We start from the raw sequence: 19,430 nt of genomic DNA on the forward strand, positions 1-19,430 counted from the left end.
GGAGGAGTCATGTCGTCGTCGAGCCTCGGCCTTGCATCCCGCCCTGCCCATCCCGCGCTGGTCCTGCGGGCGATCGGTGCGCTCCGGCGCTATTTCGAGACCCGGGGGGCGATCCGCCATCTGCGCGGGCTGGACGATCACCAGTTGCGCGATCTCGGCATCGCCCGGCGCGACATTGCCGCCCTGGTGCGCGGCCGCTAGGCTCGAAGTCATGGAGATCGTGCCCCTGACCGCCGACCCGGAGACGCTGGAGGCCCTGGCCGGGCTGCTGGCGGCGACGGTCGCGGCTGGCGGCTCGGTCGGCTTCATGCACCCGCTGGCGCCCGGGGATGCCCGGGCCTTCTGGGAACAGAGCTTCGCCCGCCCTGCCCGGGTGATTCTCGGCGCCCGGATCGACGGCCGCCTGCGGGCGACCCTGACCCTCGACCTCTGCCCCTGGCCGAACCAGCCGCATCGCGCCGAACTGGCCAAGATGATGACGGCGCCCGCGGCCCGGGGCCAGGGCCTGGCCACCGCCCTGATCGCGGCGGCGGAGGGGGAGGCGCGGCGCCGCGGGCGCTGGCTTCTCACCCTCGACACGGCGGCGGCGGGGGGTGCGGCCGGCCTTTATGAAAAATGCGGCTATATCCCCTGCGGCCGCATCCCGGATTTCGCCCTGAAGCCGCGGGGCGGGCTGACCGATACGCTGCTGTTCTACAAGCGCCTCAACTGAGGCCGGCGCCGTCGCGCAGCACCGCCTGGGCGGCGGGGGTGAAGCCGCCGTCCGCCTCGTGCAGCACCGTGCCCGGATGCAGCACGGCCGGGCTGCGCCGGTCCAGGCTGGCGGCGACCAGCACCCGGCGCGCCGCTTCCCCGGCCCGGGGCCATAGCGGATGGATGACGATGGCGCCGAGGCGCGGCTCGATCAGGCGCAGGATCTCCGGCAGGCGGTCGGCCCGGTGCACGATATGCAGCCGGCCCTTGGGGCGCAGCGCCTTGATCGCCTCGTCCAGCCAGAGGCCGAGATCGGCGCCGCCTTCCATATGGGCGGCGGCGCGGCTGTCGGCCGGGCGGGTGCCCTGGCCCGGGACCAGATAGGGCGGATTGGTCATCACCGCGTCGAAGGCCTGGCGCGGCAAGCCGTCCTCCACCCGCGCCCCGACCAGCGCCACCCGGCCGTCGAGGCCGTTCAGGGCGACACTCTGCCGGGCAAGCCCGAGGGCGCGGGGATCGGCGTCGAGGCCGGTCAGATGCAGGTCCGGCCGCCGCGCGGCCAGGCACAGCGCGGCCGCCCCGGTGCCGCAGCCGAGGTCCAGCACCCGGCCGCCCGTGGGCGCATCGACAAAGGCGGCCAGGAAGACGGCGTCCAGCCCGGCACGATAGCCGTCGGCCGGTTGCAGCAGGCGGATGCGGCCGCCGAGGAAATCGTCGGTCGTCGTTACGCTCATCGGGGTCCCACTCGTGGGGCCGGGCGCAATTCGTGGCCGAGACCGGCCTCGGCCAGCAGGCGGCGGGCGGCGGGCGCATCCTCGCTGTCGACCATGATCCGGCGCGGCAGGAGGCCCAGCGACCCGTCCACCGCGCTGCTGTGCCCGTCGAGCACGACGGCGGCGAAGCCGGCCGCGCGCAGCAGGCTTTCGACATAGGAGATCAGCACGAGATCATTGGTCCGGATCAGTTCCTGCACCCTGTCCCCCACCTTTCCCGACAGCCGCAGGCGGCCCTGCCCGTCTTGCGGCGATGAGCCCGGTTGACCGTGCTTGGACCGGGCACCTATGCTGCGCCTGCATTTTATCGGGCGGGAGCAGCGGTTTGGCAGCGGTCGTATCACTCGATGGCGGGCGGAACAAGGACGGCCAGGGCGGCGCCGTTCCCGCCGCCAATGCGCTCGACACCCTTCTGGCGCTGGTCGGGGCCGATTTCGCCAAGGTCGATACGGAAATCCGCACCCGCATGGTTTCCGATGTCCCCCTGATCCCGGAACTGGCCGGCCATATCATCGCCTCCGGCGGCAAGCGCCTGCGCCCGGTGCTGCTGATCGCCGCCGCCCGATTGTGCGGCTATGAGGGCGAACGCCATATCCGCCTCGCCGCCTGCGTCGAATTCATCCATACCGCCACCCTGCTGCATGACGACGTGGTCGACGAATCGGCGCTGCGCCGGGGCCGGGCCACCGCCAATATCGTCTGGGGCAACCAGGCGAGCGTGCTGGTCGGCGACTTCCTGTTCAGCCGCTCGTTCCAGCTGATGACCCAGGACGGGTCGCTGGCCGTGCTGTCGATCCTGTCGGAAGCCTCGGCCATCATCGCCGAGGGCGAGGTCATGCAATTGACCACCGCCAACAACCTGGGCACCACCGAGGACAATTATCTCCGGGTGATCGCGGCCAAGACCGCCGCCCTCTTCGCCGCCGCCACCCGGGTCGGCGCCGTGGTCGCCGGCCGCGACGCGGCGGACGAGGCGGTGCTGCACGGCTATGGCCGCGATCTCGGCATCGTCTTCCAGCTGATCGACGACGTGCTCGACTATCAGGCCGACGAGGCGACCCTGGGCAAGACCGTGGGCGACGATTTCCGCGAGGGCAAGATCACCCTGCCGGTCATCCTGGCCTATGCCCGGGGCGATTCGGCGGAACAGGCGTTCTGGCGCCGCTGCCTGGAGCAGCGCGACCAGCACGAGGGCGACCTCGCCGCCGCCCTGGCCCTTCTGGCCAAATACGGCACCCTGGCGGAAACCGTCGAACGGGCCCGGCTCTATGGCGAGAAGGCGCGGAAGGCACTCGCCCGCTTCCCCGACAACGACTATCGCCGCGCCCTCGAAGGCATCATCGATTTCTGCATCGAGCGGGCCTATTGAGATTTTTCAACGTCGGGCTTGAACCCTGCGGGGCGCGGTGCTACAAGGCCGGCCTCCCGGTCGGAGTGTAGCTCAGCCTGGTAGAGCACTAGCTTCGGGAGCTAGGGGCCGGAGGTTCGAATCCTCTCACTCCGACCAACCGGGAAACTGGCGGTTGAGTCCCGGTCACCGCCGCGGCACTGGGGCGGGCCCACGTCAAGCGGGCCCGCCGCGCCGCGCCCCTCTTCTTCAGATCAAAGAATTCAGATCAACGAATCGGCAGGCCGCCCGACTCGGCCACCGCCGCGTCGATCACGCCGCGCAGCCAATCGCGGAACAGCCGGGCGGGCGCGGGCAGGCGCCGCCGAGCCGCGCTGACCAGCCAATAGGCATGATCGCCGACCGCGCGCCGGGTCAGGCGCACCAGCCGGCCGCTGCGCCGGTCGTCGAGATCGAGAATCGAATCGCCGAGCGCGATGCCCTGGCCGAGCGCCGCCGCCTCGATCGCCAGATGGGTGTCGTGCAGCATCAGGCCGGCGGGGGGCGGCGCGCCGTCGCCCTCGGTCGCGCGCTGCCAGCGCGCCCACAATTCGCCGTCCTCATGCAGCAGGGTGAAGGCCCGCAGGTCCGCCATCGTGGGTTCCGGCGGCAGGCGCGCGGCCAGGGCCGGGCTCGCCACCGGATAGATCTCGACCGCGACCAGCAGTTCGGCCTCGACCCCCGGCCAGGGCCCGCGACCATAGCGGATGCCGAGATCGACCGTGCCTTCGGTGAAATCGACCAGGCGGTCGGTCGGCTCCAGCACCAGGTCGATCTCGGGATGCAGGGCGCGGAAATCGCCCAGGCGGCGCAGCAGCCAGCGATGGGCGAAGACCGGCTCCACCGTCACCGTCACCCGGCCGGCGCGGGGCCGCTCCGCCTCGACCGCCGCCGCCAGCCCGTCGAGCAGGGGGGTGAGGGCGGCGCCCAGGCGCCGGCCCGCGGCGGTCAGGCGCAGGCCCCGGGGATGGCGCTCGAACAGGGCATGGCCCAGCCAGATCTCGAAATCCCGGACGTGGCGGCTGACCGCGGCCGGCGCGACATGCAGTTCCGCCGCCGCACGGGCGAAGGATTCGTGGCGGGCGGCGGCCTCGAAGGCGCGCATCGCATTGAGGGGTGGCAGGGTCCGAGCCATGGCCAAGGCTAACTTTTTGTGATCCTGCACGCAACGGGACGGCGTTTGTCCGCGACGCCCGCCCCGCCCACCATGGCGCCATCCAGAGACCGGAGGACACCATGTTCCACTTCATCTACCAGACCTTCGCCAGCCTGCTCGGCCTCCTGCTGTTTTCCCGCGACTGGCCACCCGCGCAGGACCGGTTTTGACGCCGATCATGAACCGGACCATGATTCCGGGCTTGCGGCCCGCAGCTGCTTTTGTTAAACGTGCATTTAAATCAGGACCGATAACGCCCCGGGGGAGCGGGCGGCGGTCCAAGCGGTTGGCAACAAAGCGGAATTTCAGGAATCGGCCGGCGACGGATGCGCGGAAGACTGCCGCCGGACGACAGGCGGGCGGGCCCTTGCTCCTCCAAGGGTTCGTCCGCCAATTCTTCGCCCCGATTGGTTTTTGACCCGGTTGGGGCACCGGAACAAGACCCGGCATAAGGGTCGAGACAACTGAGGCCCGGTCCGGGCGGGGAGAGAAACATGGCGGAAGCCTATATCGTCGCGGCGGCGCGAACCGCCGGCGGCCGCAAGGGCGGCCGGGTCTCGGGCTGGCATCCGGCGGATCTCGCCGGCACCGTGCTCGATGCCCTGATCGAGCGCACGGGGGCCGATCCGGCCCTGATCGACGATGTCATCCTCGGCTGCGTCGGCCAGGCGGGCGAACAATCCTTCAACATCGCGCGGAATGCGGTCCTGGCCTCGAAACTGCCGGAAAGCGTGCCCGCGACCTCGGTCGACCGGCAGTGCGGCTCGTCCCAGCAGGCGCTGCAATTCGCCGCCCAGGCGGTGATGTCGGGCACGATGGATATGGTGATCGCCGCCGGCGTCGAAAGCATGAGCCGGGTGCCCATGGGGCTTGCCGCCGTGCTGCCGGCGAAGAACGGCTTCGGCCAGTACAAGAGCCCGGGCATGGAGCGGCGCTATCCCGGCGTCGAGTTCAGCCAGTTCACCGGCGCCGAGCGGATCGCGCAGAAATACGACCTGTCGAAGGAAGACCTCGACCGCTTCGGCTTCGACAGCCACCGGAAGGCCGCCGAGGCGACCAGGGCCGGCGCCTTCGAGGCCGAAATCGTCCCGATCGCGGTGACCCTGCCCGACGGCACCACGGATATCCACAAGGTCGACGAGGGCATCCGCTTCGATGCCAGCCTGGACGGCATCCGGGCCGTGAAGCTGATCAGCGAGGGCGGCCGCATCACCGCCGCCACCTCCAGCCAGATCTGCGACGGCGCGTCGGGCGTCATGGTGGTCAGCGAACGGGGCCTGAAGGCGCTGGGCGTGGCGCCGCTGGCCCGGGTCCATCACATGACCGTGCTCGGCCACGATCCGGTGATCATGCTGGAAGCGCCGATCCCGGCGACCGAAAAGGCCCTGAAGCGCGCCGGCATGGCGATCGGCGACATCGACCTCTTCGAGGTGAACGAGGCTTTCGCGCCCATCCCGCTGGCCTGGGTCAAGGCGCTGGGCGCCGATCCGGCGCGCCTGAACGTCAACGGCGGCGCCATCGCCCTCGGCCATCCCCTGGGCGCCTCGGGCACCAAGCTGATGACGACGCTGGTCCACGCCTTGCAGGCGCGGGGCAAGCGCTACGGCCTGCAAACCATGTGCGAAGGCGGCGGCCTTGCCAATGTCACCATCATCGAGCGGCTGTAAGACCGCAATCAAGGAGAGAACCAGATGAAGCTCGATTCTTCCGTCGCGGCCGTGGTTACCGGCGGCGCCTCCGGTCTTGGCGAGGCGACGGCGCGGGCGCTGGCCGCCCAGGGCGTGAAGGTCGCCATCTTCGACATGAACGAAGCGAAGGGCGAGCAGGTCGCGGCCGAGATCGGCGGCACCTTCTGCAAGGTGAACGTGACCTCGGATGCGGATGTCGACGCCGGCTTCGCCAAGGCCCGCGCCGCCCACGGCCAGGAGCGCATCCTGGTCAACTGCGCCGGCACCGGCAATGCGGTGAAGACCGCCAGCCGCGACAAGGCGACGGGCGAGGTGAAGCACTTCCCGCTCGACAGTTTCGACAAGATCATCCAGATCAACTTGGTCGGCACCTTCCGCTGCATCGCCAAGTCGGCGGCGGGCATGCTGACCCTCGAGGCGCTGGAACACGGCGAACGCGGCGCGATCGTCAACACCGCCTCGGTCGCAGCCGAGGATGGCCAGATGGGGCAGGCGGCCTATTCGGCGTCCAAGGGCGGCGTCGTCGGCATGACCCTGCCGATCGCCCGCGACCTGATGGGCGAGGGCATCCGCGTGAACACCATCCTGCCCGGCATCTTCAACACCCCGCTGCTTCAGGGCGCGCCGGAGAATGTGAAGGCGGCGCTCGCCGCCTCGGTACCCTTCCCCAAGCGCCTGGGCCAGCCGGAAGAATACGCCCAGCTTGCCCTGACCATGATCACCTGCGGCTATTTCAACGGCGAGGACGTCCGCCTCGACGGCGCCATCCGCATGGCGCCGCGCTGAGACCGGCCTTCAAGACCGGCGGCAGCCGGCCTGCATCGCCCCCCTTGGGCCAGTGCTTCGGCACTGGCCCTTTCCTTGTCAGCGCCGCGCCGCCCGGGCGACGCCGGCGATGCGCATCAGGGCGCGGGCCATCAGCACGTCGGCGGGATTGCCCGTGGTCTTGCAGTCGAGCTCGGCCTCGACCAGCAGATCGACGGCATCGGCCAGGCGCTGGGCCGACCAGCGCGGCAATTGCTGCTTGAAGGCACGGTCGCGGGGAAAGCGGATGGGCGGGCGCATGGACAGCAGCGCCCGGTCCAGGGGCAGGCCGCCGTCCATCAGGGCGCGGGCGGCCTGCAGTTGCAGGGTCTGGCGGCTGACGGCGCGAAGAATGGTGATGGCATTCTCGCCCGCCTGGCGGCAGCGCTCCAGGCTGCGCTCCAGGCGCGCCATGTCGCCGCCGAGACAGGCTTCGACCACGTCGTCGATGCCGATCTCGGACGAATCGCCGACCGCGGCGCGGACATCCTCCAGCCCGACCTGCTTCGCCCCCGGCCCCATATAGAGCACGAGCTTGTCCAATTCCCCGCGCGACAGGGCCCGGTCGGCGCCCAGCCGCTCGATCAGCCAGTGCTGGGCCGCCGGTTCGATGGCAAGGCCCGCCGCCTTCAGGACCTGATCGACCAGATCGTCGAGGCTGGCCGCATCGTCGGCATAGCAGGCGATGGCGGCGGCATTGCCCGCCTCCTCGACCAGGGCGCGGAGCGCGCTTCGCTTGTTCGGCAGGTCGCCGGCCTCGGCCACCACCAGGGCATCGCCCGGCGGCTCTTCCAGAAAGCCGGCGATCAGCTTGGCGTGTTTGTCGGCAAGGTCGCGCAGGCGGATCACCCGGCGCCCGCCGATCATCGAGAGCGCCGCCGCCTCGTCGGCCAGGCGGGCCGGGTCGTCGTCGATCTGGGCGCCGGTCAGTTCGGTCACGCGGAAGGGATCGTTCAGGTCCGGCACCACGGTGCGGGCGATCCGCACCGCCCGTTCCCGCACCAGGCCGCCGTCGGGCCCGAAGACCAGGGCGAGGCGCACCGCGGCATCGGGCCGTTGCAGGAAACGGTCGATGCCGGCGCCCGTGAGTTTCACGGCCCCGCCTTAGCCGCGATGGCGGGTTTCGAGGAAGCTGGCGATGCGCGAGCGGATTTCATCGGCCAATTGGCCCGAGGCGCGGCGATGGGCATCCTGCTGCGCCGTGATCGAGGCATATTCCGACAGGGGCACGCTGTAGGAGGTGGTGGCCCGGGCCATTTCGTTCATCACCACGGTGCCGCTGGCGACATCGACCAGCCGGATCTTGCCGCGCATGGTCACCGTATAGCGGGTGATCGAGGCGTCGGTCTGGATCAGGCCGCCCAGTTCCAGGGTTTCCAGTTCGACATCCAGGCGATAGCGCGGGTTCTGCGCCGTGCGCCCGGCCGAGATCTTGTCGATCAGGTCGTTGCGGAGAATCTGGCCGTTGCGGTCGCTGCTGATCGGGGCGACGGCGACGCTGCCGAGCAGGGCCTCCGCCTCGGCCGACGTCGAGCGCGCCCCATACATGGGCTGGAAGCCGCAGGCCGCCGTCAGCAAGCCCGCGGCCAGGACGGCGGCAAGGCCGGAACGGCGCCGGGCGGCACGAGGAAGCGGGGGCAAGCCTGCCATCGGATCAGACCACGATGTTGACGATACGACCGGGCACAACGATGACCTTGCGCACCGGGCGCCCGTCAATCGCTTTCTGCACCGTATCAAGGGCCAGGGCCTGTTCTTCCAGCGCCTTGCCGTCGATGCCGGCGGGCACGATCAGGGTGCCGCGCAGCTTGCCCTGGACCTGGACGGCGATGGTCAGCTCGTCGTCGGCCTGGAGCTTTTCGTCGGCGGCGGGCCAGGGGGTGGCGACCAGCAGGGTGGTCCGGCCCAGCAGGGACCAGAGTTCCTCGGCCAGATGCGGCATCATCGGCGCGACCAGCTGGACGATGGTTTCCAGCGCCTCGCGCGTCGCCGCCGGGCTGGCCCCGGTCTTGCCCAGGGCCGCGTCCTGCACCGCATTGGCATATTCGTAGAGGCGCGCCACCGCCTTGTTGAAATGGAAGGCGTCGATATCGGCGGTGACGCCGGCGATCGCCTTGTGGGTCGCCCGGCGCAGCGCCGCGTCTTCCGCGCCGAACGCGGCATCGCCCGCGGGCCCCAGGCGCGGCAGGCCCTCGGCGACCATGCGCCACAGGCGCTGGGTGAAGCGCCACGCCCCTTCGATGCCGCCCTCGGTCCATTCCAGGTCGCGCTCGGGCGGGCTGTCGGACAGCATGAACCAGCGCGCCGTGTCGGCGCCGTAGCGTTCGATGATGTCGTCCGGGTCCACCACGTTCTTCTTGGACTTGGACATTTTCTCGACCCGGCCGACGGTCACCGCCTCGCCGGTCTCGATGCGCACCAGCGTGCCGTCGGGGCCGTTCTCGACCTCCGCCGGGTTCAGCCAGTCGCCGCCCGCCGCTTTATAGGTGGCGTGGTTGACCATGCCTTGCGTGAACAGGCCGGCAAAGGGTTCGGCGACGCCGATATGGCCGGTCGCCTGCATGGCGCGGGTATAGAAGCGGGAATAGAGCAGGTGCAGGATCGCATGCTCGATGCCGCCGATATACTGGTCGACCGGCAGCCAGTAGTCGACCGCCTCGCGGTCGAAGGGCTGGTCGCTGCGGGGCGAGCAGAAGCGGGCGAAATACCAGGACGAATCGATGAAGGTGTCGAACGTGTCGGTCTCGCGCCGGGCGGGCCGGCCGCAGGCCGGGCAGGCGACATGCTTCCAGGTCGGATGGCGGTCCAGGGGATTGCCCGGCGCATCGAAGGTGACATCTTCCGGCAGGGTGACCGGCAGGTCGGCGGCGGGCACCGGCACGATGCCGCAGGCTTCGCAATGGATGACCGGGATAGGCGCGCCCCAATAGCGCTGGCGCGAGACGCCCCAGTCGCGCAGGCGATAGGTGACCGTGCCCTCGCCCGCGCCCAGGTCCTTGATCCTGGCGATCGCCGCGGCCTTGCCGGCGGCGGTGTCGAGACCGTTCAGGAATTCGGAGTTATAGAGCCTGCCGTCGCCGGTATAGGCTTCGGTCCCGACCTGGAAGGCGGCCGGGTCCTCGCCCGCGGGCAGGACCACCGGGGTGACTTCCAGCCCGTATTTGCGGGCGAAGTCGAGGTCGCGCTGGTCGTGGGCCGGGCAGCCGAAGACGGCGCCGGTGCCGTAATCCATCAGCACGAAATTGGCGACATAGACCGGCAGGGTCTCGTCCGGCTTGAACGGGTGCTGCACTTCGAGGCCGGTATCGAAGCCGAGCTTTTCCGCCTTCTCGATCTCTTCTTCCGAGGTCCCGCCCCGGCGGCATTCGTCGCAGAAGGCGGCGAGCACCGGATCGGCCTTGGCCAGCGCCGCCGCCACCGGATGGTCGGCGGCGATGGCGACGAAGGCGGCGCCGAACAGCGTGTCCGGCCGCGTGGTATAGACTTCGACCGTCTCGGCCGGCGCGCCGCCCTTGAAGCGGAACGACAGGCGCGCGCCCTCAGAGCGGCCGATCCAATTGTCCTGCATCAGCCGGACCTTGCTCGGCCAGCGCTCCAGCGTGTCGAGGCCGGCCAGCAGGTCGTCGGCGAAATGGGTGATCTTCAGGAACCACTGCGACAGCTTGCGCCGCTCGACCAGGGCGCCGGAACGCCAGCCGCGGCCGTCGATCACCTGCTCGTTGGCCAGCACCGTATTGTCCACCGGGTCCCAGTTGACGAAGGATTCCTTGCGGTAGACGAGGCCGGCCTCGAGGAAGTCCAGGAACAGCTTCTGTTCGTGGCGGTAATATTCCGGGTGGCAGGTGGCGATCTCGCGGCTCCAGTCCAGCGACAGGCCCATGGACTTCAACTGGGCGCGCATGGCGGCGATATTCTTGTAGGTCCAGTCGGCGGGATGGACCTTGCGCTCCATCGCGGCGTTTTCCGCCGGCATGCCGAAAGCGTCCCAGCCCATGGGGTGCAGCACGTTGAAGCCCCGCGCCCGCTTGTAGCGCGCGACGACGTCGCCCATGGCGTAATTGCGCACATGGCCCATATGGATGCGCCCCGACGGATAGGGGAACATCTCGAGGACGTAGTATTTCGGGCGGGACCGGTCTTCCCCGGCCTTGAAGGCATCCGCCGCGTCCCAGGCGGCCTGCCATTTCGCTTCGGCGGCGCGCGGGTTGTAACGCTCGTTCGACATGGGAGAACTACTGGCTTTCTTCAGGCTTGGCCGGGTGGCCCGGCAAGCCGCGGTCACTCTTCGCGAAGATTCAGGCGCCCCTCGATCCGGTTGACGCGCTCGATTACGGTGTCGAGACGGGCGGCGATATGCGCCGCATTTTCGGCATCGAGGGCTTGATCCCGGCGGAGGCCGCCGATCATGGATTCGAGGCGCGTCATGCGATGCGCCTGTTCTTGGACATCGTCACGGATGACGTCGACCGTGCGCCGGATGTGACGCAGGTGCTCCAGCACCAGATTGTCGACCGTATCCATGTCCCGTCCCTTGCGGCTGCTGCACAAGATATAAGGTTCCGAAGCCTGCCCTGGCAAGCCGTCCGCCCCCGAGCGGGCCTCGGGAGCCTTACTGCCCGAGGCTCTGCACGCGGAGCTGGCGGGCGCGGGTGAGAATCGCATTCTCGAGCTGGCCCACCGTCTCGGCCGAGACCGGCACGTCGATCCACTGGCGTTCCGGGCCGATCTGCTGGCGGAACAGGGCGACCTTCAGGCCGTCGGCGCGCAGCCGGCGATCGAGGATGTAGACGGTCGCCTTCATGCGCTCGGACGGGCGGTCGGGCGAGGAATACCAGTCGGTGATGATGACGCCGCCGAAGGGATCGGCCGAGGCCAGGGGCATGAACGACAGGGTGTCGAGCGAGGCGCGCCACAGCAGGGCGTTGACGCCGATGCCGCTGGAGCCGGCATCTTCCGCGTTGCGGTCTTTCCCGCCGAAGAGAACGATGCCGTCCGGCCCGAACAGGCCGCCTTCCGGCTGTTCGCTCGGGTCCGGCGCGGGATCGTAGCCACCGTTCGTACGCTGCTGCGGATATTGCTGCGCGGTTTCAGCGGAACCGCAGGCGGCCAGGGCCAGAACGGCCAGGGCCGAGGCGAGCCTGGCACCAGAACGCAGTCCGAACATCAATATCCCTCACGTCTATCGCCCGCGCGTTGGGGGGCCGTCGCCCTTCATTAAGTGAAGGAACGTGGCAAAGCAATGGCACAGCGCCCGCCATGGGCCCGCGGCGGCGCGGTTTTTCGCCGCCGGCAAGTGTTACGCAACTGCAACAGAAGTCCGTCAATGTCCTGTAACATGGAACCCGACGGTCCGTTTTGCTTGACCGGGGCAGGTATCGGAAATTCTATCGAAGGCGTAGAGATCAGGCGGGCCGTTTCGCCTGGTCGTCCGGGTGTCCTTCCCGGCTGCCTCGTACCGAATGAGGGGATGATGAAAAAGATTCTTCTGGGCACCACGGCTCTTGCCACCGCCGTGCTGCTGACCAATGCCGCCCATGCCGCCGATGACGGTCTGAAGCTGACCCTGGGCGGTTTCTTCTCGGGCGTCGTCCTGGCCGGCGATGACGGCAACAACAACAGCCGCGGCATTTCGTTCGATTCCTGGAACAGCGAAATCAGCTTCACCGCCGAAGCCACCGCTGCGAACGGCCTGACCTACGGTTTCCAGATTCAGCTGGAAGGCGCCTCGGTCGCCGACCAGATCGACGAAGCCTATCTGTACCTCTCGGGCGGTTTCGGCCGCATCGAACTCGGCACCCAGGACCCGGTCGCGGCTCAGATGGGCTATGTCGCCCCGTCGCCGGACGCCACGGGCGTTCTGACCGTCAACTCGGGTGACTACTTCATCAATGCGTTCACCTACAATTCCGATGGTGACGCCGGCAAGATCAACTACTTCACCCCGCGCATCGGCGGCTTCCAGCTCGGTCTGTCCTACTCGCCGGACGGCACCCAGGATCCGGCCGACGGCGCCGTTTCCGGCGGCTTCGAGCCGGACAACAACGTCAACGGCGCCGGCCAGCAGTTCACCGCCGGCCTGAACTACAGCAAGGAATTCTCGGGCGTCACCCTCGGCCTGTCGGGCACCTATGCCTGGCTCGAAGTCGAGAGCCCGACCGTCGGCATGGACGACCAGACCTCCTGGGGCCTCGGCGCCAACATCGGCTTCGGCGCCGGTGCCGGCACCGTCACCCTCGGCGGTTCGTACCTGAACATCACCAACTTCAACTTCGCCGACAGCGACGACGTGTCCGCCTATGACGCCGGCGTGCAGTATGCCCAGGGCCCGTTCACGGTCGGCGTGCAGTCGATCTGGTGGGACCAGGACAGCTTCGCCGACACCATCTGGGGCATCTCGGTCGGTGGCGGCTACAAGGTGGCGGCCGGTCTCGACCTCTCGCTCGGCTACATGCACTGGGACAACCAGGGCGGCGGCGGCGGCGCGTTCTCGAACACCAACGCCGATGTCTTCCTGTTCGGCACGACCCTGTCGTTCTGATCCTGGATCATTCGGGAAAAGGGGGCGGAAACGCCCCCTTTTTCATTTTCCGGCCTATGCTTCTGCGGGCGTTGAGGAGAGGGAGGCAGCGAATTGGCGGCTTTGATCTGGTTGGCGTCCTATCCGAAGTCGGGCAATACGTGGCTGCGCACGTTCCTTCACCATCTCCTGATCAATCCGCCGGCACCGCTGCCGCCGGATTCCCTGCACCGCTTCACCCTCGGCGATCACCACCGCATCTGGTTCGACAAGGCCGCGGGCCGCTCCACCGCCGGGTTTTCCCTGGCCGAGATTCTGCAGCTGCGCCCGAAGACCCAGGTCCTGATGACCGGCGCCTCGGCGGATTCCGTCTTCGTGAAGACCCATTCGATGGTCGGCACCTACCAGGGGGTGCCCCTGATCAACATGGAAGTCACCGCCGGGGCCATCTATGTGGTCCGGGACCCGCGGGACGTGGTCATCTCGGCCGCGGATCACTATGGCCTCGGTATCGACGACATGATTACGCGCATGGCCGATCGGGATGCGACGATCGGCGGCCAGCAGAACCAGGTCGAAGTCCGGGTCGGCGATTGGTCCTCGAACGTCGAAAGCTGGACCGGCCAGACCGGCCGGGGCCTGCTCGTCGTCCGCTACGAGGACATGGAACAGAAGCCGCTGAAGACCTTCGGCGCCATTGCCGGCTTCCTCGGGTTGAAGCCGCCGCGGGAACGGCTGGAACGGGCCATCCGCTTTTCCTCCTTCAAGGTTTCGCAGAACCAGGAGGCCCAGCACGGCTTCGCCGAGCGAAGCCAGCATTCCGCCCGCTTCTTCAGGATCGGCAAGTCCGGCCAATGGCCCGGGGTGCTGACGCCCGAACAGGTCGCCCGCATCGAGCACGACCACGGCGCGGTGATGAAAAGATTCGGCTATCTCTGATTCGCCCGATCCGTCGACGTATGCTGCGATGCGAAAAGATTTTGCTCGATCCGTCCCCGGCACTCGCAAACATGTGAATTTCGCAGTAGCGAAATAAAAATGTAAAATTGAGCCGATTCATCCAATAAACTGTGGCGCAAAAATCACAGCAACCCGACGTCACTTTGTTGTCACTTCTTATCGGTTGATGTGAAACAGGCGGTCAGTCTATCCAATCACCCAGGGCACGAACAGATCGCCTGCTTGAGGGGTTTAGACCTATGACCAACAAGATCCTGCTTGGCACCACCGCGCTGGCTGCCATCCTGCTTTCCACCGGCGCCCAGGCTGCCGACGACGGCCTGAAGATGAAGGTCGGCGGTTATTTCGAAGGTTTCGTCCTGTTCGGTGACGTCGGCGGCAACAACGCCCGCAATGGCCTGCGCTCGGTGTCGGTCGACAGCTGGAACAGCGAAGTCTGGTTCATCGCCGAAGCCGAAGCCGCCAACGGCCTGAAGTACGGCTTCCGCATCGAACTCGAAGGCGCCAGCCAGGCCGGCGGCGGCGACACGATCGACGAATCCTTCCTGTGGCTCGAAGGCTCGTTCGGCCGTATCGTGGCCGGCAATGAAGACGGCGTCGGCAACACCCTGTCCTACAAGGCGCCGACCCCCTCGAAGGACGGCGCGATCAAGATCGAAGATCAGGATTACTCGCCCCACGGCAACCTGATCGCGTCGCCCTGGCTGCGCAACTTCGACTCGCCGAACCACTTCTCGGGCGACGCGTCCAAGCTGATCTACATCAGCCCGCGCTTCTCGGGCCTGCAGTTCGGTATCTCCTACGCTCCGGACCTGAGCGAAGATCCGGCGGATCTGGCCGTCTCGGGCGGCTTCGAGCTGGACAATGACGGCGCCGCCGGCAATGCGCTCGAACTCGCGATCAACTACAAGAACAAGTTCGGTGACCTCGGCGTCGAAGCCGCGGTCACCTACTATCAGGACGAAGCCGAACAGCCGAGCACCGGCGCCCTCGGCCAGCCGGCCGACCGTCAGAGCGTCGCCGTCGGCGGTGGCATCACCTACAAGGGCTTCGCCGTCGGCCTGAACTATCAGTACACCGACAACTACGGCCGTCCCGGCTACGCCATCGGCGGCCAGGGCGCGGAAGGCCGCGAGCTGAACCAGTTCATCGGCGGCATCCAGTACGCCACCGGCCCGTGGTCCTTCGGTATCCAGGCCGGCTACGGCAAGGCCGAGCAGGGCGCCCGTGAAGACGAGCTGTTCTCGGGCGTCATCGGCGGCGGCTACAACCTCGCCCCCGGCATCAACGTCGACTTCGGCCTGCAGTACCACGAGTGGGACTCGACCAACAACGCGCTGGACGCGGATGCCACGGTCGGCCTGATCGGTACCCGCCTGTCGTTCTGATCCTCGATCAGTCCGGACATCGGAGGGGCGGCCCATCGGGCCGCCCCTTTCGTTTTTCGGGGAATGGCCATCTCGCGCCGGGCCAAGTCTGTCCGGCGGCCGGTTGCAGGGCGTGCCATACTGCACTTCGTTTGTAACACATCACCTGATAGGGAACGGGCATGCGTGAAGCCACTTTCACGTTCCGGGTCGACGAAACCTTGAAAGCCGAATTTGCCAGCGCCGCCAAGGCCCGCGACCGCAGCGGCGCGCAGTTGCTCCGGGACTTCATGCGCGAGGTCGTCCAGCAGCAACGGGACGCGGCCGAGCACGACGCATGGTTCCGCCGTCAGGTGCAGATCGGCCTGGATTCGGCCAATGCCGGCAACCTGATTCCGGCCGCCGACGTGGAAGCCAGGTTCGCGGCCAAGCGGGCAGCGACACGTCGCCGGCTTGAAACAACCGAATGACGGAACTGTTCTGGACGCCAGAAGCAGAGCAGGACCGCACCGAAATCTACAACTACATTGAGGCCGCCCGGCCTTAGCCGAATTGGCCGTATTGCCGACACCCGCCAGTGGGCACCCCAGGATGCCTGCCCTTTGACTTTCGGCGTACAACTTTCGGTCAGCTTGCGCCGCCAAACCCGGCCTCCCATAATCCGCCCCAATCGATCAGGCGAAATGCGGGAGGAACGAGCATGAGCCAGGACATCTACCCGGTGCCGGCGGGTTTCGCGGCGGGGGCCAGGATTGACGCCTCGGGTTACGAAGCGGCCTATCGCCGCTCGCTCGAAGACCCCGCGGGCTTCTGGGCCGAGGCCGGCAGGCGCCTCGACTGGATCACGCCCTATTCGCCGGGCGCCGTGAAGGACGTCTCCTTCGGCGGCCCCGGCGCGGCTTCGGGCGACGTGCACATCCGCTGGTTCCACGACGGCACCCTCAACGTCGCCGCCAACTGCCTCGACCGCCATCTCGGCCCCCGCGGCGACAAGGTCGCCATCCTCTGGGAAGGCGACAATCCCGCTGACAGCCGCGCCATCACCTATCGCCAGCTTCATGCCGAGGTCTCGCGCTTCGCCAATGCCCTGCTCGACCTCGGCGTCCAGAAGGGCGACCGCGTCACCATCTACCTGCCCATGATCCCGGAAGCCGCCGTCGCCATGCTGGCCTGCGCCCGGATCGGCGCCATCCATTCCATCGTCTTCGGCGGCTTCTCCCCCGACAGCCTCGCCGGACGCATCGTCGACTGCGGCTCGAAGATCGTCATCACCGCCGACGAGGGCCTCCGCGCCGGCAAGACCGTCCCCCTCAAGGCCAATACCGACAAGGCCCTGGACCAGGCCCCGGGGGTCGAGACCGTCGTCGTCGTCCGCCGCACCGGCGGCAGGATCGGCTTCCAGGACGGCCGCGACCATTGGTATCACGACCTGATCGCCAAGGCCGATCCCGTCAACGAGCCCGCGCCCCAGAATGCCGAGGATCCCCTCTTCATCCTCTATACCTCGGGTTCCACCGGCAAGCCCAAGGGCGTGCTGCATACCACCGGCGGCTATCTCGTCTATGCCGCCATGACCCATGAATATGTCTTCGACGTCCGCGACGACGACATCTACTGGTGCACCGCCGACGTCGGCTGGGTCACCGGCCATTCCTATATCGTCTATGGCCCGCTCGCCAACGGCGCCACCACCCTGATGTTCGAGGGCGTGCCCACCTATCCGGACGCCTCGCGCTTCTGGCAGGTGATCGACAAATACGGCGTCACCATCTTCTACACCGCCCCCACCGCCATCCGCAGCCTGATGCGCGAGGGCGAGGCCCTGGTCAAGACCACCTCCCGCGCCTCGCTCCGCCTGCTCGGCTCCGTCGGCGAACCCATCAACCCGGAAGCCTGGGCCTGGTATCACAAGGTCGTCGGCGACGAGCGCTGCCCGATCGTCGACACCTGGTGGCAGACCGAGACCGGCGGCATCCTGATCACGCCGCTGCCCGGCGCCATCGCCCTCAAGCCCGGTTCCGCCACCCTGCCCTTCTTCGGCATCGCGCCCCAGGTGGTCGATGCCGAGGGCAAGGTGCTGGAAGGGGCGACCGAGGGCAATCTCGTCATCGCCGACAGCTGGCCCGGCCAGATGCGCAGCGTCTACGGCGACCACGAGCGCTTCGTGCAGACTTATTTCTCCACCTACCCGGGCAAGTATTTCACCGGCGACGGCTGCCGCCGCGACGAGGACGGCTATTACTGGATCACCGGCCGGGTCGACGACGTGATCAATGTCTCCGGCCACCGCATGGGCACGGCCGAGGTCGAAAGCGCCCTGGTCGCCCACCCCAAGGTGGCCGAGGCCGCCGTGGTCGGCTATCCCCACGACCTCAAGGGCCAGGGCATCTATGCCTATGTCACCCTGAATGCCGGCGAAGACCCGACCGATGCCCTGAAGAAGGACCTCGTCGCCTGGGTCCGGCGCGAGATCGGCCCCATCGCCAGCCCCGACCTGATCCAGTTCGCCCCCGGCCTGCCCAAGACCCGCTCCGGCAAGATCATGCGCCGCATCCTGCGCAAGATCGCCGAGAACGAGTTCGGCGCCCTCGGCGATACCTCCACCCTCGCCGACCCCGGCGTCGTCACCGATCTCATCGAGAACAGACAGAACAGGTAAACATGGGAAAGGGCGCCTGCGGGCGCCCTTTCAGCGTTCGGGCCGGTCTTCCCGGACGCCCGCCAGCAGCCACAGGCCGAGGGCGAGGAAGGGCAGGACCACGGCGATGCCCAGGCGCTGGTCCCGGGTCACCTCGGTGATCACCCCGATCAGGAAGGGGGCGAGGAAGGCCGTCGCCTTACCCGAGAGGGCGTAGAGGCCGAAGAATTCGGTCATCAGCCGGGGCGGCGCCAGCCGGGCCAGCAGGCTGCGGCTGGACGCCTGGGCCGGGCCGAAGGGCAGGCCGAGCACCAGGGTCGAGGCCAGGAAGGCCCATTCCGCCGGACTGTCGAACAGGGCGCGGCCGGGTGCCGGCGGCGTCACCTCGAAGACGAAGAAGATGCGCTCGCCGCTGATCGAGAGAATGCCGATGGTGCCGAGGATCAGCATGACCAGGGAGACCGCGATGGTCGCCTTGGAACCGGCCCGCGCTTCCAGCCAGCCGCCGAGGAAGGAACCGGTCATGGCCAGGACATTCAGCAGGATGCCGAAAATGCCGATGGTCAGCAGGTCCCAGCCGAAGGTGGCGCGGGCATAGATGCCGCCGAAGGCGAAGATGGCGAGCAGGGCATCGCCATAGATCATATGGGCCAGCAGGAAGCGCAGGATATTCCGGTGCCCGGGCAGGTGGCGCAGGGTGGCGCCCAATTGGGCGAGGCCCTGACGCACCGCCGCCCGGCGCGACAGGGTGGTCCGCGGCTGATCCGGCACGAACAGGAACATGGGCAGGATGAAGACCAGCAGCCACAGGGCGGAGAGCGGCCCGGACAGGCGTTCCGCCTCATGGGCCGCCTTGTCCAGGCCGAAGGCCGGCACTTCGGGCAGCACGAACAGCCCGAGCACGAGGCCGAGCGAGATCAGCCCGCCGATATAGCCCACCCCCCAGCCGATGGCGGAGAGCACGCCGATCCGGTGCGGCGGCACCAGGCCCGGCAGCATGGCATTGTTGAAGACGATGGCGAATTCGGCCCCGATTGTCGCCAGGGTGATCGCCGCCAGCGTCAGCAGCAGCATGCCGCCGCCCGCCCCAGGTACCGCGAACCAGAGCAGGGCGCAGCCGGCAAAGGTGCAGGCGGCCAGGACCAGGATCCAGGGCTTGCGCGGCCCTGCCGCATCGGCGACGGCGCCGAGCACGGGCGAGAGCAGGGCGATGGCGATCCCCGCCACGGTCTGGGTATAGCCCCAGAGCGCCTGGCCCGCGACCGCATCCGGCGCGACCGCGGCCACGAAATAGGGCGCGAAGATGAAAGTAGTGACCAGGGTGAAGAAGGGCTGGAACGCCCAGTCGAAGGTGGTCCAGGACGCCTGGGCGAGGCGGGAGGCGGAGGCCCCCGTCCCGCCGTGCGGGGCCGGGGGCGGGACAAGCGGCGGCGGTTCGTCGTCCAAT

At 68.1% G+C, this 19,430-nt stretch carries 19 protein-coding genes and 1 tRNA gene; 11 read left to right on the forward strand and 9 right to left on the reverse strand.

The features are described 5' to 3' along the window. The first annotated feature begins 9 nt into the window (after positions 1–9). Positions 10–201, forward strand: a complete 192-nt coding sequence (locus tag DKG75_RS11315) for a DUF1127 domain-containing protein (RefSeq protein ID WP_109921234.1) — start codon at positions 10–12, stop codon at positions 199–201. Positions 202–211: 10 nt separating this feature from the next. Then, a complete protein-coding gene (locus tag DKG75_RS11320; protein ID WP_109921235.1) occupies positions 212–712 on the forward strand; it encodes a GNAT family N-acetyltransferase in 501 nt (166 codons plus the stop codon). On the opposite strand, the gene DKG75_RS11325 is transcribed toward DKG75_RS11320, so the two are convergent. Continuing rightward, a complete protein-coding gene (locus tag DKG75_RS11325; RefSeq protein WP_109921236.1) occupies positions 705–1,427 on the reverse strand; it encodes a tRNA1(Val) (adenine(37)-N6)-methyltransferase in 723 nt (240 codons plus the stop codon). The genes DKG75_RS11320 and DKG75_RS11325 overlap by 8 nt on opposite strands. Further along, positions 1,424–1,666 (reverse strand): putative signal transducing protein, encoded by a 243-nt coding sequence (locus tag DKG75_RS11330; protein ID WP_109921237.1) that lies wholly within the window; start codon positions 1,664–1,666, stop codon positions 1,424–1,426. Before DKG75_RS11330 ends, DKG75_RS11325 begins: the two co-directional genes overlap by 4 nt. A 125-nt stretch (positions 1,667–1,791) precedes the next feature. On the opposite strand from DKG75_RS11330, the gene DKG75_RS11335 reads away from it, so the two are divergent. Then, on the forward strand, positions 1,792–2,835 hold the full coding sequence (locus DKG75_RS11335) for a polyprenyl synthetase family protein (protein ID WP_425086496.1): 1,044 nt from the start codon (positions 1,792–1,794) through the stop codon (positions 2,833–2,835). 61 nt (positions 2,836–2,896) lie between these two features. Then, positions 2,897–2,973: transfer RNA gene (locus tag DKG75_RS11340), tRNA-Pro, on the forward strand. A 109-nt stretch (positions 2,974–3,082) separates the two neighbouring features. Here DKG75_RS11340 and DKG75_RS11345 read toward each other — a convergent pair. Beyond that, the gene (locus DKG75_RS11345) at positions 3,083–3,988 is read right to left on the reverse strand and encodes a LysR substrate-binding domain-containing protein (RefSeq protein WP_109921239.1); all 906 of its coding nucleotides are present in this window, start codon (positions 3,986–3,988) and stop codon (positions 3,083–3,085) included. Between the two features lie 515 nt (positions 3,989–4,503). On the opposite strand from DKG75_RS11345, the gene DKG75_RS11350 reads away from it, so the two are divergent. Together DKG75_RS11350 and DKG75_RS11355 are read left to right on the forward strand one after the other, a co-directional pair. Next, positions 4,504–5,676: an acetyl-CoA C-acetyltransferase gene (locus tag DKG75_RS11350; protein WP_109921240.1), complete on the forward strand. Its 1,173-nt coding sequence runs from the start codon at positions 4,504–4,506 to the stop codon at positions 5,674–5,676. Between the two features lie 24 nt (positions 5,677–5,700). Continuing rightward, complete coding sequence (locus DKG75_RS11355) at positions 5,701–6,483, forward strand: SDR family NAD(P)-dependent oxidoreductase (protein ID WP_109921241.1); 783 nt, start codon at positions 5,701–5,703, stop codon at positions 6,481–6,483. Positions 6,484–6,561: 78 nt separating this feature from the next. Here the strand turns inward: DKG75_RS11355 and holA are convergent, their stop codons facing one another. The 5 genes from holA to DKG75_RS11380 form a co-directional block, all read right to left on the reverse strand. Next, positions 6,562–7,596, reverse strand: coding sequence for a DNA polymerase III subunit delta (gene holA / locus DKG75_RS11360; RefSeq protein ID WP_109921242.1), 1,035 nt, complete (start codon positions 7,594–7,596; stop codon positions 6,562–6,564). 9 nt (positions 7,597–7,605) lie between these two features. Continuing rightward, a complete protein-coding gene (gene lptE, locus DKG75_RS11365) occupies positions 7,606–8,142 on the reverse strand; it encodes an LPS assembly lipoprotein LptE (RefSeq protein ID WP_166646553.1) in 537 nt (178 codons plus the stop codon). A 13-nt stretch (positions 8,143–8,155) separates the two neighbouring features. After that, positions 8,156–10,726 (reverse strand): leucine--tRNA ligase, encoded by a 2,571-nt coding sequence (gene leuS / locus DKG75_RS11370; RefSeq protein WP_109921244.1) that lies wholly within the window; start codon positions 10,724–10,726, stop codon positions 8,156–8,158. A gap of 53 nt (positions 10,727–10,779) precedes the next feature. Then, positions 10,780–11,022, reverse strand: a complete 243-nt coding sequence (locus DKG75_RS11375; RefSeq protein WP_109921245.1) for a hypothetical protein — start codon at positions 11,020–11,022, stop codon at positions 10,780–10,782. An 88-nt stretch (positions 11,023–11,110) separates the two neighbouring features. Further along, positions 11,111–11,665, reverse strand: a complete 555-nt coding sequence (locus DKG75_RS11380; RefSeq protein WP_109921246.1) for a DUF3576 domain-containing protein — start codon at positions 11,663–11,665, stop codon at positions 11,111–11,113. A 306-nt stretch (positions 11,666–11,971) separates the two neighbouring features. On the opposite strand from DKG75_RS11380, the gene DKG75_RS11385 reads away from it, so the two are divergent. The 5 genes from DKG75_RS11385 to acs all read left to right on the forward strand — a co-directional run bounded on the left by DKG75_RS11385 (position 11,972) and on the right by acs (position 18,004). Further along, positions 11,972–13,039, forward strand: a complete 1,068-nt coding sequence (locus DKG75_RS11385; protein ID WP_166646552.1) for a porin — start codon at positions 11,972–11,974, stop codon at positions 13,037–13,039. A gap of 93 nt (positions 13,040–13,132) precedes the next feature. Next, positions 13,133–13,957: a sulfotransferase domain-containing protein gene (locus DKG75_RS11390; protein WP_109921248.1), complete on the forward strand. Its 825-nt coding sequence runs from the start codon at positions 13,133–13,135 to the stop codon at positions 13,955–13,957. 260 nt (positions 13,958–14,217) lie between these two features. Continuing rightward, on the forward strand, positions 14,218–15,366 hold the full coding sequence (locus DKG75_RS11395) for a porin (protein WP_109921249.1): 1,149 nt from the start codon (positions 14,218–14,220) through the stop codon (positions 15,364–15,366). Between the two features lie 161 nt (positions 15,367–15,527). Next, complete coding sequence (locus tag DKG75_RS11400) at positions 15,528–15,815, forward strand: CopG family ribbon-helix-helix protein (RefSeq protein ID WP_109921250.1); 288 nt, start codon at positions 15,528–15,530, stop codon at positions 15,813–15,815. A gap of 230 nt (positions 15,816–16,045) precedes the next feature. Beyond that, on the forward strand, positions 16,046–18,004 hold the full coding sequence (acs, locus tag DKG75_RS11410) for an acetate--CoA ligase (RefSeq protein ID WP_109921251.1): 1,959 nt from the start codon (positions 16,046–16,048) through the stop codon (positions 18,002–18,004). 30 nt (positions 18,005–18,034) lie between these two features. Here the strand turns inward: acs and DKG75_RS11415 are convergent, their stop codons facing one another. Next, complete coding sequence (locus DKG75_RS11415; protein ID WP_109921252.1) at positions 18,035–19,429, reverse strand: MFS transporter; 1,395 nt, start codon at positions 19,427–19,429, stop codon at positions 18,035–18,037. Position 19,430: the final 1 nt, after the last annotated feature.

This window comes from Zavarzinia compransoris, assembly GCF_003173055.1.
Classification (GTDB): domain Bacteria; phylum Pseudomonadota; class Alphaproteobacteria; order Zavarziniales; family Zavarziniaceae; genus Zavarzinia; species Zavarzinia compransoris.

Excerpts from the sequence above, each read along its gene's own strand:
- DKG75_RS11315 (WP_109921234.1), top strand. The coding sequence starts at position 10 with ATGTCGTCGTCGAGCCTCGGCCTTGCATCCCGCCCTGCCCATCCCGCG.
- DKG75_RS11320 (WP_109921235.1), top strand. The coding sequence starts at position 212 with ATGGAGATCGTGCCCCTGACCGCCGACCCGGAGACGCTGGAGGCCCTG.
- DKG75_RS11325 (WP_109921236.1), bottom strand. The coding sequence starts at position 1,427 with ATGAGCGTAACGACGACCGACGATTTCCTCGGCGGCCGCATCCGCCTG.
- DKG75_RS11345 (WP_109921239.1), bottom strand. The coding sequence starts at position 3,988 with ATGGCTCGGACCCTGCCACCCCTCAATGCGATGCGCGCCTTCGAGGCC.
- DKG75_RS11350 (WP_109921240.1), top strand. The coding sequence starts at position 4,504 with ATGGCGGAAGCCTATATCGTCGCGGCGGCGCGAACCGCCGGCGGCCGC.
- DKG75_RS11355 (WP_109921241.1), top strand. The coding sequence starts at position 5,701 with ATGAAGCTCGATTCTTCCGTCGCGGCCGTGGTTACCGGCGGCGCCTCC.
- leuS (WP_109921244.1), bottom strand. The coding sequence starts at position 10,726 with ATGTCGAACGAGCGTTACAACCCGCGCGCCGCCGAAGCGAAATGGCAG.
- DKG75_RS11375 (WP_109921245.1), bottom strand. The coding sequence starts at position 11,022 with ATGGATACGGTCGACAATCTGGTGCTGGAGCACCTGCGTCACATCCGG.
- DKG75_RS11380 (WP_109921246.1), bottom strand. The coding sequence starts at position 11,665 with ATGTTCGGACTGCGTTCTGGTGCCAGGCTCGCCTCGGCCCTGGCCGTT.
- DKG75_RS11385 (WP_166646552.1), top strand. The coding sequence starts at position 11,972 with ATGAAAAAGATTCTTCTGGGCACCACGGCTCTTGCCACCGCCGTGCTG.
- DKG75_RS11395 (WP_109921249.1), top strand. The coding sequence starts at position 14,218 with ATGACCAACAAGATCCTGCTTGGCACCACCGCGCTGGCTGCCATCCTG.
- DKG75_RS11400 (WP_109921250.1), top strand. The coding sequence starts at position 15,528 with ATGCGTGAAGCCACTTTCACGTTCCGGGTCGACGAAACCTTGAAAGCC.
- acs (WP_109921251.1), top strand. The coding sequence starts at position 16,046 with ATGAGCCAGGACATCTACCCGGTGCCGGCGGGTTTCGCGGCGGGGGCC.